This window comes from Pseudoalteromonas sp. 19-MNA-CIBAN-0066 (assembly GCF_040308705.1).
Classification (GTDB): Bacteria; Pseudomonadota; Gammaproteobacteria; order Enterobacterales; family Alteromonadaceae; genus Pseudoalteromonas; species Pseudoalteromonas nigrifaciens.
Map to the genome: position 1 here is coordinate 1 of NZ_JBEONZ010000039.1, position 17,232 is coordinate 17,232.

The 17,232-nt window shown below is 40.7% G+C and carries 14 protein-coding genes and 1 pseudogene; 10 read left to right on the plus strand and 5 right to left on the minus strand.

Annotated features, from left to right (window positions below; translation table 11 throughout):
• The first annotated feature begins 289 nt into the window (after positions 1-289).
• Positions 290-1,117, plus strand: coding sequence for a mechanosensitive ion channel family protein (locus AAEZ18_RS15990; protein WP_089367659.1), 828 nt, complete (start codon positions 290-292; stop codon positions 1,115-1,117).
• 175 nt (positions 1,118-1,292) lie between these two features.
• Here the strand turns inward: AAEZ18_RS15990 and AAEZ18_RS15995 are convergent.
• From AAEZ18_RS15995 to ftsY, 5 genes and pseudogenes are all read right to left on the minus strand, one after another.
• Positions 1,293-1,760: pseudogene (locus AAEZ18_RS15995) on the minus strand (methyl-accepting chemotaxis protein); the annotation flags it as partial.
• Positions 1,761-1,844: 84 nt separating this feature from the next.
• Positions 1,845-2,708: an RNA polymerase sigma factor RpoH gene (gene rpoH, locus AAEZ18_RS16000; protein WP_011327068.1), complete on the minus strand. Its 864-nt coding sequence runs from the start codon at positions 2,706-2,708 to the stop codon at positions 1,845-1,847.
• Positions 2,709-2,932: 224 nt separating this feature from the next.
• A complete protein-coding gene (ftsX, locus tag AAEZ18_RS16005) occupies positions 2,933-3,919 on the minus strand; it encodes a permease-like cell division protein FtsX (protein WP_011327067.1) in 987 nt (328 codons plus the stop codon).
• Complete coding sequence (gene ftsE, locus AAEZ18_RS16010) at positions 3,916-4,593, minus strand: cell division ATP-binding protein FtsE (protein WP_058372450.1); 678 nt, start codon at positions 4,591-4,593, stop codon at positions 3,916-3,918. Before ftsE ends, ftsX begins: the two co-directional genes overlap by 4 nt.
• Positions 4,594-4,827: 234 nt before the next feature.
• Positions 4,828-6,993 (minus strand): signal recognition particle-docking protein FtsY, encoded by a 2,166-nt coding sequence (gene ftsY / locus AAEZ18_RS16015; protein ID WP_089367658.1) that lies wholly within the window; start codon positions 6,991-6,993, stop codon positions 4,828-4,830.
• Positions 6,994-7,200: 207 nt separating this feature from the next.
• On the opposite strand from ftsY, the gene rsmD reads away from it, so the two are divergent.
• The 9 genes from rsmD to purH all read left to right on the plus strand — a co-directional run bounded on the left by rsmD (position 7,201) and on the right by purH (position 17,168).
• Complete coding sequence (rsmD, locus tag AAEZ18_RS16020; RefSeq protein ID WP_011327064.1) at positions 7,201-7,806, plus strand: 16S rRNA (guanine(966)-N(2))-methyltransferase RsmD; 606 nt, start codon at positions 7,201-7,203, stop codon at positions 7,804-7,806.
• Between the two features lie 145 nt (positions 7,807-7,951).
• Complete coding sequence (gene rpsU, locus AAEZ18_RS16025; RefSeq protein ID WP_002957797.1) at positions 7,952-8,167, plus strand: 30S ribosomal protein S21; 216 nt, start codon at positions 7,952-7,954, stop codon at positions 8,165-8,167.
• Positions 8,168-8,186: 19 nt separating this feature from the next.
• Positions 8,187-8,633 carry a GatB/YqeY domain-containing protein gene (locus AAEZ18_RS16030; RefSeq protein WP_041454325.1) on the plus strand — a complete coding sequence of 149 codons (447 nt, stop codon included), beginning with the start codon at positions 8,187-8,189 and terminating at the stop codon, positions 8,631-8,633.
• A 225-nt stretch (positions 8,634-8,858) separates the two neighbouring features.
• Positions 8,859-10,610: a DNA primase gene (gene dnaG, locus AAEZ18_RS16035; RefSeq protein WP_011327062.1), complete on the plus strand. Its 1,752-nt coding sequence runs from the start codon at positions 8,859-8,861 to the stop codon at positions 10,608-10,610.
• Positions 10,611-10,735: 125 nt separating this feature from the next.
• Positions 10,736-12,583, plus strand: a complete 1,848-nt coding sequence (rpoD, locus tag AAEZ18_RS16040; protein WP_011327061.1) for an RNA polymerase sigma factor RpoD — start codon at positions 10,736-10,738, stop codon at positions 12,581-12,583.
• 81 nt (positions 12,584-12,664) lie between these two features.
• A complete protein-coding gene (gene prmA, locus AAEZ18_RS16045) occupies positions 12,665-13,546 on the plus strand; it encodes a 50S ribosomal protein L11 methyltransferase (protein WP_089367657.1) in 882 nt (293 codons plus the stop codon).
• A gap of 280 nt (positions 13,547-13,826) precedes the next feature.
• Positions 13,827-14,798: a tRNA dihydrouridine synthase DusB gene (dusB, locus tag AAEZ18_RS16050; RefSeq protein ID WP_172459251.1), complete on the plus strand. Its 972-nt coding sequence runs from the start codon at positions 13,827-13,829 to the stop codon at positions 14,796-14,798.
• 19 nt (positions 14,799-14,817) lie between these two features.
• A complete protein-coding gene (gene fis / locus AAEZ18_RS16055) occupies positions 14,818-15,108 on the plus strand; it encodes a DNA-binding transcriptional regulator Fis (RefSeq protein ID WP_011327058.1) in 291 nt (96 codons plus the stop codon).
• A gap of 473 nt (positions 15,109-15,581) precedes the next feature.
• Positions 15,582-17,168, plus strand: a complete 1,587-nt coding sequence (gene purH, locus AAEZ18_RS16060; RefSeq protein ID WP_086996647.1) for a bifunctional phosphoribosylaminoimidazolecarboxamide formyltransferase/IMP cyclohydrolase — start codon at positions 15,582-15,584, stop codon at positions 17,166-17,168.
• Positions 17,169-17,232 lie beyond the last annotated feature (64 nt).

Sequence of the window (17,232 nt, forward strand, 5' to 3'; positions counted from 1 at the left end):
GCGCCTTTCACCACCACCTAAATTAACTCGCTTTGGCTCATTAGATTTAGATGGAGCACTTGGCGCTATTGGGTAGAAGAAGGGATAGAAACACTTGGTTATACTTTAATTTTAATTTCAGCTATTGAGCTTGTACTTTTGTGTCGTAAACAGCTTAATAAACAGCATCACCATGTTGGCAATGGAGTAACTGACTAACCCAACTTAATTTTTTTGAGGTTAAGTTTGCTAATTGGTTTCATAAATCAATATACTAAGCTTGTTTGCAATTACTCGTATTTTGGAATTTATGATCAAAGATATACTACTACACCCAGTTCTTATCTCAGTGGTGGTGCTCACTATCGCATTTAGTTTAAAAGTACTTGTTGATAAGTTGGCGCGATATAGAGCAGAAAAAAAAGAAAAAGATACTCGCTACATTGCACACAATATTAAGCACTTTATTAACTTTACTATGGTTTTGTTACTGCTGTTTATATGGTCGACTGAAATTCAAAACTTTGCACTGTCTATAGCCGCTTTTGCCGTTGCTATTGTGCTTGCCACTAGAGAGTTTATTCAATGTGTAATTGGCTTTTTTTACTTAGTAACAACCCGCCCATTTAGAATTGGCGACTGGGTACAAGTTGGTGAATATTATGGCGAAGTAGCAGAGACCAACTGGATTAAAACCACCTTACATGAAATTGATATGCGAACTTATCAATTCTCTAGAAAAACAATATTTATTCCTAATAACAAATTAATTACCAGCCCAATAAAAAACTTAAACTTTGTTAAACGCTTTGCTACTCATCATTTTAATATTGTGCGTAAAGACAGCTTTAATCCGTACCCTATTTACGAAACTCTTCGTAATAAAGCCAAGCATTACTGCGAAGAGTTTGAAGAAGTGGCGAGCCGGTATAACTCTATTATCGAAAGAAAATTAGATGCAAAAATTTCAGGCCCAGAACCCGAAATTCACTTTGGTACTACTGAGTTAGGAGAATTTAGAGCAAGCTTCACCCTATTTTGCCCAACCGATAAAGCACTTGAAATAGAACATAAGTTAACTGAATGCTTTATGGAGCTGTGGTATAGCGAAGCAACTAAAAATAATATTAAGGGTTAAAGGTCTACTACTAAATTAATAGAAGTCGAACTTATTAAAGTGACTTTTTATCGAGGAAAACCCAGAGTTCAGAGCGAAGCTATGTCGCTGGGTAGCTCACTTAGGCGAAAGAGAAGAAATATGACTATCACTCTACTGCCTACTAATAAGGCTGCAGTAGAGTAATTATTCACGCTTATAAAATAAAAGTAGCCACCTTATCACTCAAATCAGCAGCGCGATCTTTAAGTACTTTTGCTTGGCTTAAATGGGTCAAAGCCGACTCAGTGATCTCATCAGTAACATCTTTTATAGCAACCGTATTTTGCGTTATTTCATTTGTTACTTGTGTTTGTTCTTCGGCTGCTATGGCTATTTGTCCTGCCATATCAGAAATTATATTAACCGCTTGAGTAATTTCTTCGAGGGCTTTCGCTGCAGCATTAACGTCATCAACACTATTATTAGCTAACCTTTTACTACTATCCATTAAACTAACAGCCTGCTTAGTCGTGTTTTGTAAAGTTTCGATAGTAGTATAAATTTCAGCAGTAGACTCTTGAGTGCGGCGAGATAGAACGCGTACTTCATCGGCAACAACGGCAAAGCCGCGACCGTGCTCACCGGCACGAGCAGCTTCAATAGCCGCATTGAGTGCTAATAAAATTTTAAGTAAATATCGTGAAACAAACAAAAAAACCCCGCATTTTATATGCGGGGCTTTTTTTTGTTAGCTAAATGGTTAGGTTTACACCATTGCAGCTTGTAGCTTTTTCATCGCTGTTTTTTCTAACTGGCGAACACGCTCAGCCGATACACTGTATTTTTCAGCAAGTTCTTGTAGCGTTGCTTTATCGTCGGTTAACCAACGTGCGCTTACAATGTCTTGCGAGCGTTCATCTAGCGTTTTAAGAGCGCTAAACAAACGAGTATGTGATTGTTCTTGCCATTGTTGCTGCTCAATATCGTCAGCTAAGTCAGCAGTGCCATCAGTTAAATACTGTACTGGTGAATAGGTGCTGCTTGGTGCGCTGTCGTCGTCATCACCTGTAAGGTCAAAGCCCATGTCTTGGCCGCTCATGCGCGATTCCATTTCACGTACTTCTTTTTCACTCACACCTAGCTCGCTAGCTACTGTGCTAACTTCTGCTTGGTTAAACCAACCTAAACGTTTTTTATTTTTACGAAGGTTAAAAAACAATTTACGCTGTGCTTTAGTGGTAGCAACTTTTACGATGCGCCAGTTTTTAAGTACAAACTCATGAATTTCTGCTTTAATCCAATGCACTGCAAACGATACTAAACGCACACCCACTTCTGGGTTGAAACGCTTTACCGCTTTCATCAGGCCAATATTACCTTCTTGGATTAAATCTGCTTGTGGCAAGCCATAACCCGAGTAGCCTTTTGCAATATGCGCTACAAAGCGTAAGTGCGACATAATGAGTTGCTTTGCAGCACTAAGATCACCTTCTTCCTGAAGACGTGTTGCCAGCTCTTGTTCTTGCTCTACTTTAAGCATAGGAATAGTGCTTACCGCTTGAAGGTAACCGTCCATGCTTGCGCTTTGCTGTCCAACTGTAAGTGCCATTGCGTATAAATCTTTACTCATTTTTCACCTCGGTGATAAACATTTGAAACCATCTTAGCACTCTTTACCTAAGAGTGCTAACCCCAATTTAAAACTTTTCTTAAGTATAAATCAAGTGGTTTTTTGTATTTTTTAAGTCTACGCTAAGCGACTGAATAAGTGATGAATTAAGCCTGCTATAGCTTTAAAGCACTTTTATAAAAACTGCTTTAAAAAGAATAATATAAAAATGTGACCATTTTATGTCAGACTTTATCTGGCTCAATTTCTTTTATATAACGATTAACCGATAAGTACGAACCAATAAACCCTAAGCTAGTAGCAAGCAGTACCAGCGAGCCAAATTCTTTTAAGGTTAAACCAATTAAAGAAAAACTAGTTTGGTAAACGCTTGCCACACTACTAACGGCAGTTGATAGCCACCACATCATTAGCGCCACACATATAAATGCAAATAACCCGCCTATAACGCCATACCATATTCCGGTCCATAAAAAGGGGGCGTGAATAAAAGTATTAGTAGCGCCTACCAGCTTCATTACTTGTATTTCTTCTTTTTTATCCATAATAGACAAACGAATAGTGTTACCTATTATTAGCGTTACCGAGGTAAGCAATAGCAGCGCAATGGTAATAACACTTTCTTTTAATAGGCTTAGCAATGCATTTAGGCGCTCAAGCCAAGCTATGTCGAGCTTGCCAAAATCAACTTCTCGCTCACTTTCAAGCTTAGTTAAAAGTACTTTTGCGGCATTAGGTTGTCTGTGTCGCGATGTTGGTATAACGAGCACAACATCGGGTAACGGATTGCTATTTAAATAGCTTAACGCCTGACCAAATCCAGATACTTGCTTAAACTCTTGTAGAGCTTGCTGCTTAGAAATAAAGGTCACGCTTTCCACTTCTGGGTAGAGTGCTAAGCGCTTTACTAAGGTTTGGGTTTCTTGCTCGTTCATGCTTTCTTTTACGAACAAAGAAATTTCGCTGGCCTCTTCAAAGCCACTGCTTACCTGTTGCACATTTTTAACCACTAAGTATAAGCTAGCTGGCAAGGTTAAGCTCAAACCCAGTACTGCAATAGTCATTAACGACGCTAGAGGTGTACGCCACATTTCACCTAAGCTATGTACGCCTTGGCGAAAAATATTAATAATAAAAAAATAACCGCCAGCAAATACTGATTTTTTTTGTTTATCGTTACTATTTTGACGACTTTTAAAAAGTAAACTCATAATGCGCCCTCGGCTAACGGATCTTGAATCATACGACCATCTTTTAGGGTTAAGCTGCGATACTTCATCCGGGCCACTAATCCTAGATCGTGGGTAGCAATAAGTACGGTTGTCCCATGGTTATTAAACTCTTCAAAAAGACGTAATATTTCCATTGAAAGCTCAGGATCTAGGTTACCCGTAGGTTCATCTGCTAATAATATTGGCGGGGAGTTAACAATTGCGCGGGCAATACCCACACGCTGCTGCTCGCCACCAGAGAGCATAGATGGGTGGCATTTAATTTTATCAATCAAGCCAACCTTATCAAGCGCGCCATGCACACGCTTTGCAATTTGCTTATGGTGTGTGCCTTCAATGATCAAGGGCAGTGCTACGTTATCAAATATAGTGTAGCGCTCTAATAAGCGGTGGTTTTGAAATATAATGCCGATGTCGCGACGGGCATAAGGAATTTGCCGTGAGTTTACTTTGTTTAAATCGATACCGTTAATAAACACACTTCCAGCAGAAGGGCGTTCCATTAAGCTAATTAGCTTTAACAGCGTACTTTTACCCGCGCCACTGTGGCCGGTTAAAAACGCGAGTTCACCAGGTTTAATATGAAAATTAACTTTTTCAAGAGCGCGATGCCCGCCTGGATAGGTTTTACTTACTTGCTGAAAATTTATCATTTTTTATTATGCCAACACTATTAAACATCAATAAAGCTGGTATTCCTCGCAATTAAAAAGGGAGCAAGCTCCCTCTTTTGGTAAATAAAAGTTCCACCTTTTAAAGGTGTGTTATAAACCACACCTACAGAACCGGAAAATCAAAGTACAAACATGACCATTTGGGTGAAGCTTTCACTTTATGAACGTCGCGCTGATCACTTTTCAACGCTTGTACTAATAGCTTGCTAAGCTTTAAGCGTCGTCTTCATCTTGGCTAAATAGCGCATCAATAAAGTCATCGCTTTTAAAGGCACGTAAATCATCAATACTTTCACCCACACCAATATAGCGAATTGGAATGTTAAACTTATCTGCTACCGCAAAAATAACACCGCCTTTTGCCGTGCCATCTAGTTTTGAAAGAGTAATACCGGTTAAACCAACGCATTGATTAAACAAGTTTACCTGGCTAATCGCATTTTGCCCTGTGCCTGCATCAATAGTTAACATTACTTCGTGCGGCGCATCAGGATCAATTTTTTTCATTACTCGCGCTATTTTTTCAAGCTCTTGCATTAAATTGTCTTTATTTTGCAAGCGCCCTGCTGTATCTGCGATTAATACGTCAACGTTACGCGCTTTTGCCGCTTGAAAAGCATCAAAAATAACAGACGCACTGTCAGCACCAGTATGCTGTGCAATAACAGGAATACTATTACGTTCGCCCCATACTTGTAGTTGCTCAACCGCTGCGGCTCTAAATGTATCACCCGCAGCAAGCATGACCGACTTGCCTTCGCTTTGAAATTGCTTAGCCAATTTACCAATGGTCGTCGTTTTACCTACACCGTTAACACCTACCATTAATATAACAAATGGTTTTTTATCGGCTGGAATAACCAACGGCTGCTCTGCAGTTTTAAGCATTACGGCCATTTCTTGTTTCATTAGCTCATAAAGTGCGTCACCGTCTTTTAATTGCTTACGGTTTGCCGCATCAGTTAGGCGGTCTATTAACTTCATTGTGGTATCAACGCCTAAATCGGCGGTGAGTAATTGCGTTTCTAGCTCTTCAAATAAATCATCGTCTATTTTTTTACCGCTAAATATGGAAGCAAAACCAGAACCAATATTAACGCGAGTTTTTAATAAACCTTTTTTAAGGCGAGAGAAAAAACCTTCTTTTTTAGGTTTCTCTACTTTTTGAGTTGCTTCGCTTGCAAGTTCATCTGCAATACGCTGCTGCTCTAAGCGCTCAGCCTCTGCTTGTTCAGCTGCAACACGCGCTTGTTCTAAACGCTCAGCTTCTGCTTGCTCTGCTGCAATACGTACTTGCTCTAAACGTTCAGCTTCTGCTTGCTCTGCTGCAATTCGTGCTTGCTCTAAACGCTCAGCTTCTGCTTGCTCTGCTGCAATTCGTGCTTGCTCTAAACGCTCAGCTTCTGCTTGTTCAGCTGCAATACGCTGTTGTTCTAATCGCTCAGCTTCTGCTTGCTCTGCTGCAATTCGTGCTTGTTCTAAACGCTCAGCTTCTGCTTGCTCTGCTGCAATACGTTGCTGTTCTAATCGCTCAGCTTCTGCTTGCTCTGCTGCAATACGTACTTGCTCTAAGCGTTCAGCTTCAGCCTTTTCCGCTGCTGCTTTTTCTTGATCAAGGCGCATCTGCGCTTCTTGCTCTGCTAAACGCTGCTGTTGCTCTAACTGTAATGCATGAGCATCGGCTTGCTGTTTTGCGAGTAACTCAGCATTGGCTTTTTCAATCGCTAGCTTTTCAGCTTGCTCTCTCTGTGCTTGCTCGGCTGCAAGTTTTTGCTGCTCTAAATACTCAGTTTCAGCTTGCTCTGCTAAACGCTGCTGTTGCTCTAGCTGTAATGCATGAGCATCGGCTTGCTGTTTTGCGAGTAACTCAGCATTGGCTTTTTCAATCGCTAGCTTTTCGGCTTGCTCTCTCTGTGCTTGCTCGGCTGCAAGCTTTTGCTGCTCTAAATTCTCAGCTTCTGCTTGCTCTGCTACAATACGTGCTTGCTCTAAACGCTCAGCCTCTGCTTGTTCTGCTGCTGCTTTTTCTTGCTCAAGGCGCATCTGCGCTTCTTGCTCTGCTAAACGCTGCTGTTGCTCTAGCTTTAATGCATGAGCATCGGCTTGCTGTTTTGCGAGTAACTCTGCATTGGCTTTTTCAATCGCTAGCTTTTCGGCTTGCTCTTTTTGGACTTGCTCCGCTGCTATTTTTTCTGCAGCCTCTTGCTCCGCTTTTTCAGCGACCAGTCGCTGTTGCTCTAAATGCTCTGCTTTAGCTTTTTCTGCTGCTAAGCGCGCTTGCTGTTGGTTATCGGCCTCCTGGGCACTTTGTTCCGCTTGTTGTTTTTTATCTGACTTACCAAAACCTAACCAAGACAGTAATTTACTTTTTTTTGCCATACTTGCTAATAACCACTTATAAAATTCTGATAAACTAACGATAATAATAGTATGTGCGTTAACTGCTATTTTAAACTGTTTAAAGGCACAATCTATTGTCTAGGATGCTTATACTACCACTTTTAATGCAGTTGAAAAATAATACGCTATGATATGATTGCAATATTATCTGAGCTAGATAGCAGATACCAATTTTTAGTGAGCTAAATGAGAAAAAAAACAACACAAAATAAAGTAACTAGCAAATCCAGCGATGGCTTTATTAGAGTGATCAGTGGCCAATTTAGAGGCCGAAAGCTGCCCGTTAAAGACGTACAAGGGCTGCGCCCAACAACCGATCGTATAAAAGAAACAGTGTTTAATTGGTTAATGCAAGATACCCGAGAGGCAAATGTGCTCGACTGTTTTGCTGGTTCTGGCGGTTTAGGTTTTGAGGCACTGTCGCGATTTGCTAAAAGCGCTACTTTTGTTGAACTTGACGCTGCCGCAGCAAAGCAAATTGAGCTAAACATTAGCACTTTAAAGCTGCAAAACGCACACGTAAAACATACCAATACACTGGCATTTTTAGAGCAAATTAATAGTAATGAGCCATTTAATCTAGTTTTTGTTGACCCGCCATTTCGTAAAAACTTGGCACAATCGAGCGCTGATTTACTAGAAAACAATCAATGGCTAAGCAGTGACGCTTTAATTTACATTGAGGTAGAAAGCGAGTTAAGCACCTTTACTGCACCAATCAACTGGTTGTTAATTAAAGAAAAAAAGGCTGGGCAAGTTTTTTGTCGTTTGTATCAACGCCAAGTAAATTAACACTGTTTTAGATGCCAGCTTTCTGTTAATATTATCCTTTACATGTGGTGTTGCTTCGGATTACAATACCGCACCATTTTTGAACCACTTGATCAATGTTTGATCAACTTGAGCAACGCTCATAATTTAGGTAGGTGAATTTTTAATGCCAGTAATTAAAGTAAGAGAGAACGAACCGTTTGACGTAGCACTTCGTCGCTTCAAGCGTTCATGTGAAAAAGCAGGAATCCTTTCAGAAGTTCGTCGTCGCGAGCACTATGAAAAACCAACAGCTGAGCGTAAGCGTAAAAAAGCTGCTGCAGTAAAACGTCACATGAAAAAACTTTCTCGTGATAACGCACGTCGCGTTAAATTATACTAATATATTAGGTCTTGTATAAATGAGCCTTTTAATAACGCTAAAAGATGCGCAAAAAGATGCGATGAGAGCCAAAGACAAATTACGTCTTAACCCTATTCGCATGGTACTTGCTGAAGTCATGAAACGTGAAAAAGACGAGCAAATAACACTAGACGACGCAGGTATTACCTCCGTTATAGTGAAGCTTGTTAAACAACGTCGTGACTCTTACACTCAGTACAAAGATGCTGGGCGTGATGATTTAGCTGATATTGAAGCCAATGAAATAGTAGCACTTGAAACTTTCTTACCTCAAAAATTGAGTGAAGAAGAAATAATTGCTCTCATTGATGCGGCTATTGCTGACACTAACGCAGCAGGTATGCAAGACATGGGTAAAGTAATGGGTATAATCAAAAGCAAAGCTGAAGGTCGCGCCGATATGGGCAAAATCTCTGGTTTAATTAAGCAACGATTAACAGCCTAGTACTCCCACATACATTAAGTATGATTGAAGTAAACCGAGCCTAGAGCTCGGTTTCTTTGTTTTTGTATCCGATTTGTGTTCAAATCTACAAACGTGCTATTTGCACCCGCCCTATTTAATAGCAATTAATATATGCGTATAAAATCGTTTGATTTTATTTGTAGGGTTATAAACTTAATCTCGCTTTCATTGTTATTCTAATTATCTCAGGACGTTATTTTACTAATGGCTGGAAAGATCCCACGTAATTTTATAGATGACTTGCTTGCCAGAACCGATATTGTCGACCTGATAGACTCAAAAGTAGGTCTTAAAAAAGCCGGTAAAGACTACCAAGCTTGCTGCCCATTTCATAACGAAAAATCGCCTTCGTTCACCGTCTCCCAAGATAAACAGTTTTATCACTGCTTTGGCTGTGGCGTTAACGGTAATGCTATTTCGTTTGTTATGGAATACGAAAAACTTGAGTTTGTTGATGCTATTGAAGAGCTTGCAAGTTTACTTAATTTAGAAGTTCCCCGTGAGCAAGGTAGCGGTTCTGCACCTGAGCGTACTGCAGCGCAAAAACGCTCTGATTACGATTTAATGCTCCATACTGCAAGGTTTTATCAACACCAGTTAAAGCACCATAGTAATTCTGCCGCTGTTATTGAATATGTTAAAGGCCGGGGCTTAAGCGGCGAAATAGTTAAAAAGTTCATGATAGGTTATGCACCAAGTGAATGGGATGGTTTGTGCCTACAGCTTGGCCGTAACAAAGAACAAAAAGAGCAATTGGTAGAGCTAAAACTCGCCTCAGAAAAAACACCTGGCAGACAGTTTGACTTTTTTCGCGATCGTTTAATGTTCCCTATTCGCGATAAACGTGGCCGCGTTGTTGCCTTTGGTGGGCGCGTAATGCAAGCCGATCAAGGCCCTAAATATTTAAACTCGCCAGAGACACGTATTTTTCATAAAGGCTTTGAACTCTATGGTTTATATGAAGCTAAACAAGCACATAAAAAGCTCGACCATGTACTGATTGTTGAAGGTTATATGGATGTGGTGGCGCTGGCAGAGCAAGGTATTGAATATGCCGTTGCAGCACTTGGGACAGCAACAACCAGTGAGCATATGCACACTCTATTTAGAACAACAGATAAAGTAATTTGTTGTTACGATGGTGACCGTGCAGGGCGTGATGCAGCTTGGCGTGCGCTCGAAAACGCACTGCCTTATTTAAATGATGGTAAAGCATTAAACTTTGTATTTTTACCCGACGGCGAAGACCCCGATTCCTTAGTACAAGCCGAAGGTAAAGATAAGTTTGAACAAAGATTAAATGCAGCCGATGATTTCACTAAAGTGTTATTCAATAAGCTCAGCCTTGAAATAGATTTAACGCTTGATTCGGGTAAAGCCAAGTTACTTAGTGCCGCATTGCCATTAATTGAAAAAATTCCTAGTGAGTTTTATCAAGAAAATATTCTTGAGCAGCTCGGGCGATTAATTGGCCGTACTCGTGAGCAGCTTAATAATCGCTTAAAAACCCCCAAGCAACAGCATTCTATTGAACGAAAATTTAAAATAACCCCCATGCGCCAAGCAATCGGTATTTTAATTCAACACCCGCAAATGGCGAAAAGCGTGCCCTATTTGCCCGATTTAGCACAAATGAATATTGCCGGCATTGGTTTGCTACTACGCTTACAACATCAAGCGTTGCAAAAAGAAGATGTTACCACAGCGCAGTTGCTCGAATTTTTTAGAGGCACTGACGATTATGACCCGCTAACTAAGCTGGCAACGTGGCAACATCAAATAAATGAAGAACGTTTAGAGACTGTTTTTCAAAATACTTTTAAATTTATTGAAGATCAGTGTTTAAATTATCGACTAGAGACCCTATTAATAAAGGATAAGACGCAAGGTCTAAATAGCGATGAAAGACTTGAATGTCATTTGTTAATGACAGCGTTAAAAGCGACTAACAGCTAGTCAAATTTGATTTAAACTGTTATACTACGCTATTCACTGCGTCACATTATTCTAGTTTAGCTTTAAGGCAAACTACATGATGGCGCCTGTTGTATCAACTTATCAGAGTGGAAGAAAAAATCTCTATGGATCCAACTCCTCAGTCACAATTAAAACTTCTGATTCTAAAAGGTAAAGAGCAAGGCTACTTAACTTTTGCAGAAGTAAATGATCACCTTCCACAAGATATTATAGACTCAGATCAAGTAGAAGATATCATTAGCATGATTAATGACATGGGTATCAAGGTTAGCGAAAACGCGCCAGATGCCGATGAACTAATGATGCAAGAAACAACGACAGACGAAGACGCAGCTGAAGCTGCCGCTGCAGCCCTTGCGACCGTAGAAAAAGAGATCGGCCGCACAACGGATCCGGTACGCATGTACATGCGTGAAATGGGTACTGTTGAACTTCTGACCCGTGAAGGCGAAATTGTAATCGCTAAGCGTATTGAAGAAGGCATTAACCAAGTACAAATTTCGGTTGCTGAATACCCTGAAGCAATTACTTACCTACTCGAGCAGTGGGATAAGTTTGAAGCAGAAGAAATGCGCCTTAGCGATATTATCGTTGGCTTTATTGATCCTAATGAAGACACAGCGCCAATTTCGGCAACTAATATTGGTTCAGAATTAAGTGCAAAACAACTTAATGACGACGATAAAGACGATGACGACAGCGACGAAGATGATGAAGACGAAGAAGAAGTAGACACAGGGCCAGATCCTGAAGAAGCACGTGTTCATTTTGAAAACTTACGTGATTTATATAATAAAGCACGTGAAACGTTTGAAGCTAAAGGTCGCTCGCACCCAGATTCTCTTGCCGCTATATTTGAAATTGGTGAGTTATTCAAAACCTTTAAATTAATACCTAAGCAATTTGATCGCATGGTTAATAACATGCGTGAAATGATGGACAGAGTTCGCGTTCAAGAACGTCTTATCATGAAACAAGCAGTACAAATTGCTAAGTTACCAAAGAAAACGTTTGTTAAGCACTTTGCTAATAACGAAACGGATGCTACTTGGGTTGATTTAGAAATTGCAGCTAACGAAAAGTACTCGGCAAAACTTGAAGAAGTTAAGCCTGAGATCATTCGTAGTCTGAATAAATTACGTGTTATTGAAAGTAGCACTGGCTTAAATATTGAGCGTATAAAAGACATAAACCGTCGTATGAGTATTGGTGAAGCTAAAGCTCGCCGTGCGAAAAAAGAGATGGTTGAAGCTAACTTACGTTTGGTAATTTCAATTGCTAAAAAATATACAAACCGTGGTTTACAGTTCTTGGATTTAATTCAAGAAGGTAATATTGGTTTGATGAAAGCCGTTGATAAGTTTGAATATCGCCGTGGTTATAAGTTTTCGACTTATGCTACATGGTGGATACGCCAAGCAATTACGCGCTCTATTGCTGACCAAGCAAGAACGATCCGTATTCCGGTACATATGATTGAAACGATTAATAAACTTAACCGTATTTCACGTCAAATGTTACAAGAAATGGGCCGTGAGCCAAATCCAGAAGAATTAGCTGAACGCATGATGATGCCTGAAGACAAAGTTCGTAAGGTACTTAAAATTGCTAAAGAACCAATTTCGATGGAAACACCGATTGGTGATGATGAAGATTCGCATTTAGGTGACTTTATCGAAGATACAACCATTGATTCGCCAATTGATTCGGCAACTATGGAGTCGCTTCGTGGCGCAACTAACGACGTACTTGCTGGCCTAACAGCCCGTGAAGCTAAAGTACTGCGTATGCGTTTTGGTATTGATATGAATACCGACCACACCTTAGAAGAAGTAGGTAAGCAGTTTGACGTAACACGTGAACGTATTCGTCAAATAGAAGCAAAGGCGCTGCGTAAATTACGTCACCCTTCTCGCTCTGATTTACTGAAAAGCTTTTTAGACGCTAAATAATAAGCGGCTAATACATATTAAAACTAAAAAGGCCGCTCTTGCGGCCTTTTTTCTATTTACCCCCTTTATCTGGAAATAAACATGGCTTGGATCCAAATTCGTATTAACGCCAACGCTGATAACGCTGATTTAATTAGTGATCTACTAGTTGAAGCTGGTAGTGCATCGGTTACTTTTATTGACGCCAAAGACACGCCTATCTATGAGCCTAAAATAGGCACTGTGCAATTTTGGGCCGATACTACGGTAATAGGCTTATTTGATGCTAATCACGATATGGATAGCGTTGTAGCGCTGTTAAACGCAGATAAATCAGTTGCGCAAAATCTAACATATAAAATAGAACAACTTGAAGACAAAGATTGGGAACGTGAGTGGATGGATAACTTTCACCCGATCCAATTTGGCGAAAGACTTTGGATTTGCCCAAGCTGGCGCGATATTCCTGATCCAGATGCAGTAAACGTATTACTCGACCCAGGCCTTGCATTTGGTACCGGCACTCACGCTACTACCGCATTGTGTTTAAAATGGCTAGAAAGCCAAGATTTAACCGGTAAAACTGTGGTTGATTTTGGTTGTGGCTCGGGCATTTTGGGTATTGCTGCTATTAAGCTTGGCGCAGAGCGCATGATTGGTATAGATATAGACCCGCAAGCACTAGAAGCGAGCTTAGATAATGCTAACCGTAATGGTGTTGCCGACAAATTAGAAGTATACCTGCCAGAAAACCAACCTGAATTTAGTGCCGATATAGTCGTTGCTAATATTTTAGCGCAACCGTTACGTGAACTACATAGTGTTATTTTAGGGTTATTAAAACCCGGTGGCAAAATAGCTATGTCGGGAATTTTAACCGAGCAAGCGCAATCGGTTGCCGATGTTTATGCCCCCTTTATTGAGCTGGACGACATTGCTATTGAAGGTGATTGGACCCGTGTAAGTGGCACTAAAAAAGCATAAGCACTGCCCAACGCTATTTAGAGCTTTTACTTAAAACAAGCATCTGAAGCCTGTATTTAACAGGCTTTACCATTTATTTACAAAATAAAATTTATCTCTATTTTATACTAAAAATAAAAGCTGCTTAAATTTCAAACAAATAAACCGCTTTGTCATACGGTTATCAAATGTCAATACGAAAAGGGCAAAAAAAAGTTACTTTTGTTCAATTTATAGCCTTTGATTTTTGCTAAAAAAACCGTAAACTTAGCGCCCCTTGAAAAGAGGCCTATTGAATATAGTGCGTATCGGTAAATACCAACTTGAGAATAACGTAATTGTCGCGCCTATGGCCGGTATTACAGATAGACCATTTAGACAACTTTGTCGCCGCTTAGGTGCGGGGCTTGCTGTGTCTGAAATGTTATCATCGAATCCTGATGTTTGGAAAACCGAAAAATCGATGAACCGTATGGATCACAGCGGTGAGTCGGGAATACGCGCGGTGCAAATTGCAGGAGCTGATCCTGAGCTTATGGCACAGGCCGCACAATTCAATGTTGCTAATGGTGCACAAATCATAGATATCAATATGGGGTGCCCAGCAAAAAAAGTGAACAAGAAACTCGCTGGCTCTGCTTTATTACAGTTTCCTGAACTTGTGGAAGAGATTATTGATGCAGTCGTTAATGCTGTTGATATACCTGTAACACTTAAAATCCGTACTGGATGGGATCTGGATAACCGTAATGGTGTAGAGATTGCGAGAATAGCTGAACGTTATGGCATAGCGTCACTTGCCGTACATGGGCGCACACGCGCATGTATGTACAAGGGTGAAGCTGAGTACGCCACGATTAGGGACATTAAACGTTCGGTGTCGATTCCTGTGGTTGCAAACGGTGATATTACATCACCAGAAAAAGCAAAGCAGGTATTAGATTATACGGGTGCAGATGCCATTATGATTGGCCGAGCCGCCCAAGGTCGCCCTTGGATATTTAGGGAGATAGACCACTATTTGCGAACCGGAGAGCATTTACAGCCACCTGCTATTGCAGAGGTGCGCAGTATTTTAATGGAGCATTTAACTAATCTCCATACGTTTTACGGTGAGCCAATGGGAGCGCGAATTGCTCGTAAGCATGTATCTTGGTATTTGCAAACCCATGACCGTGATGGTCAGTTTAGGCGAGTATTTAATACGATCGACAACCCACTTACACAAGTTGACGTATTAGAGCAATACTTTAAAACACTAGCAGCTAACTAAGAAAGAAAGAGATTAAATAATGTTCGAACAAAACGTGACTTCTCCATTTATCACTAACCCTCATGTTCAGGCACACGAGAAACCGCAGCCATTACGTGACGCAGTAAAGAAAGCTGTTCACCACTATTTAAAGCAGCTTAACGGTCAAGATGTGCAAGACGTTTACGACCTTGTTCTTTCAGAGCTAGAAGCGCCATTACTGGAAGAAGTAATGACGTATACACGTGGTAACCAAACACGTGCAGCAATTTTACTAGGTATCAACCGTGGTACTTTACGTAAAAAGCTTAAAAAATACGGCATGAACTAATACTTTTTGTATTGACTGGTAAGCATGCTTACTAAGCCAATACATAGGGTATAAATTAATAGCTATTTATGGCCGTTAATTTATATAAAAGCACCTTAGGGTGCTTTTTTTATGCCTGCTATTTAACCTGATTTCCAGCTAGTAAACCTATCTTTAGCAGCTATTTTCAACGCACTGAGTTAGTTATTTAATAAGCTAAAATGCTCATGTTTTAGTTGGTTGGTGTCACTAAGCGTTAGTATTATTCATGTAGATTGGCGTTGCCTTTTAAGCATAATTTAGGTTAAGTACTCAATTATGCTAGTAATAAATGCATAACATAAGGTTTAACCTTAGTTAATCCATAAGGAGCTGCATTATTGCTACAAGTGCTAATTGCAAAATGCTCACCCTTAATAAGTCGTTTTTTGAGTTGTTATCAGTTAAAATGCCCGCTTCTAAGCTAGCTCATAAACTGAGGAAATCAAACTACAATGGATACACATCGTCCCATTCGTCGCGCACTATTAAGTGTGTCTGATAAAACCGGTATAGTTGAATTTGCCCGCGCATTAGAAGCGCAAGGTGTTGATATTTTATCAACTGGCGGTACCTGTAAACTACTTGCTGATAACGGCATAAAAGTCACTGAAGTATCAGATCACACAGGTCACCCAGAAATCATGGATGGCCGCGTAAAAACACTTCATCCAAAAATTCACGGCGGCATTTTAGCGCGTCGCGGACAAGATGAAAGCGTAATGGCAGAAAACAATATTTCTGCTATCGACATTGTTGTAGTTAACTTATACCCCTTTGCGAATACTGTCGCTCAAGAAAACTGCAGCCTTGAAGATGCTATTGAAAACATAGATATTGGCGGCCCGACTATGGTTCGCGCAGCGGCTAAAAATCATAAAGACGTTACTATTGTGGTAAACGCCAGCGACTACGACCGCGTGATCAGCGAAATGCAAAGCAACAAGGGTTCTACTACCTATAAAACCCGTTTTGACCTTGCTATAGCAGCCTACGAGCACACCGCTCAGTACGATGGCATGATTGCTAATTACTTCGGTAAAATGGTTCCTGATTACACAGAGGAAGCCGCCGAAGATACTAAGTTCCCACGCACTATCAATATGCAGTTCACTAAAAAGCAAGATATGCGCTACGGCGAAAACTCGCATCAAGACGCGGCTTTCTATGTTGAAAACGATATTGTTGAAGCTTCAGTAGCAACAGCAACTCAACTGCAAGGTAAAGCGTTATCTTTCAACAACATTGCTGATACCGATGCTGCGCTTGAGTGTGTTAAAGAATTTGACGTACCAGCCTGTGTAATCGTAAAACATGCAAACCCATGTGGCGTGTCTATCGGTAGCAATATTCTTGAAGCATATGAACGTGCTTTTAAAACCGACCCTACGTCGGCATTTGGTGGCATTATTGCCTTTAACCAAGAGTTAGATGCAGCAACCGCAGAAGCAATTGTTGAGCGTCAATTTGTGGAAGTAATTATTGCTCCTAGCGTATCTGATGCTGCAGCCAAAATTGTTTCGGCTAAACAAAACGTACGTTTATTAGTATGTGGACAGTGGACAGGTAAAGCCGCAGGACAAGACATTAAACGCGTTAATGGCGGTATTTTAGTGCAAGACCGCGACTTAGGCATGGTAACGCAAGGCGATTTAAAAGTTGTATCTAAGCGCCAACCTACTGAGCAAGAGCTTAAAGACTTATTATTTTGCTGGAAAGTAGCTAAATTTGTTAAATCTAACGCCATTGTATATGCCCGTGACGGTATGACAATCGGTGTAGGCGCGGGCCAAATGAGCCGCGTTTACTCGGCTAAAATTGCCGGTATTAAAGCAGCAGATGAAAACCTTGAAGTTAAAGGTTCAGTTATGGCATCGGATGCATTCTTCCCATTTCGTGATGGTATTGACGCAGCTGCAGCCGCTGGCATAACGGCAGTAATTCAGCCAGGTGGCTCAATGCGTGATGCAGAAGTGATTGCCGCAGCAGACGAAGCTGGCATGGCAATGGTACTTACTGGTATGCGCCACTTCCGCCACTAATCACTTATAGAGCTAAACACTGAAGTTTGAGTTTAGCTCTGTTTGTTTGCAATCAATTAACGTA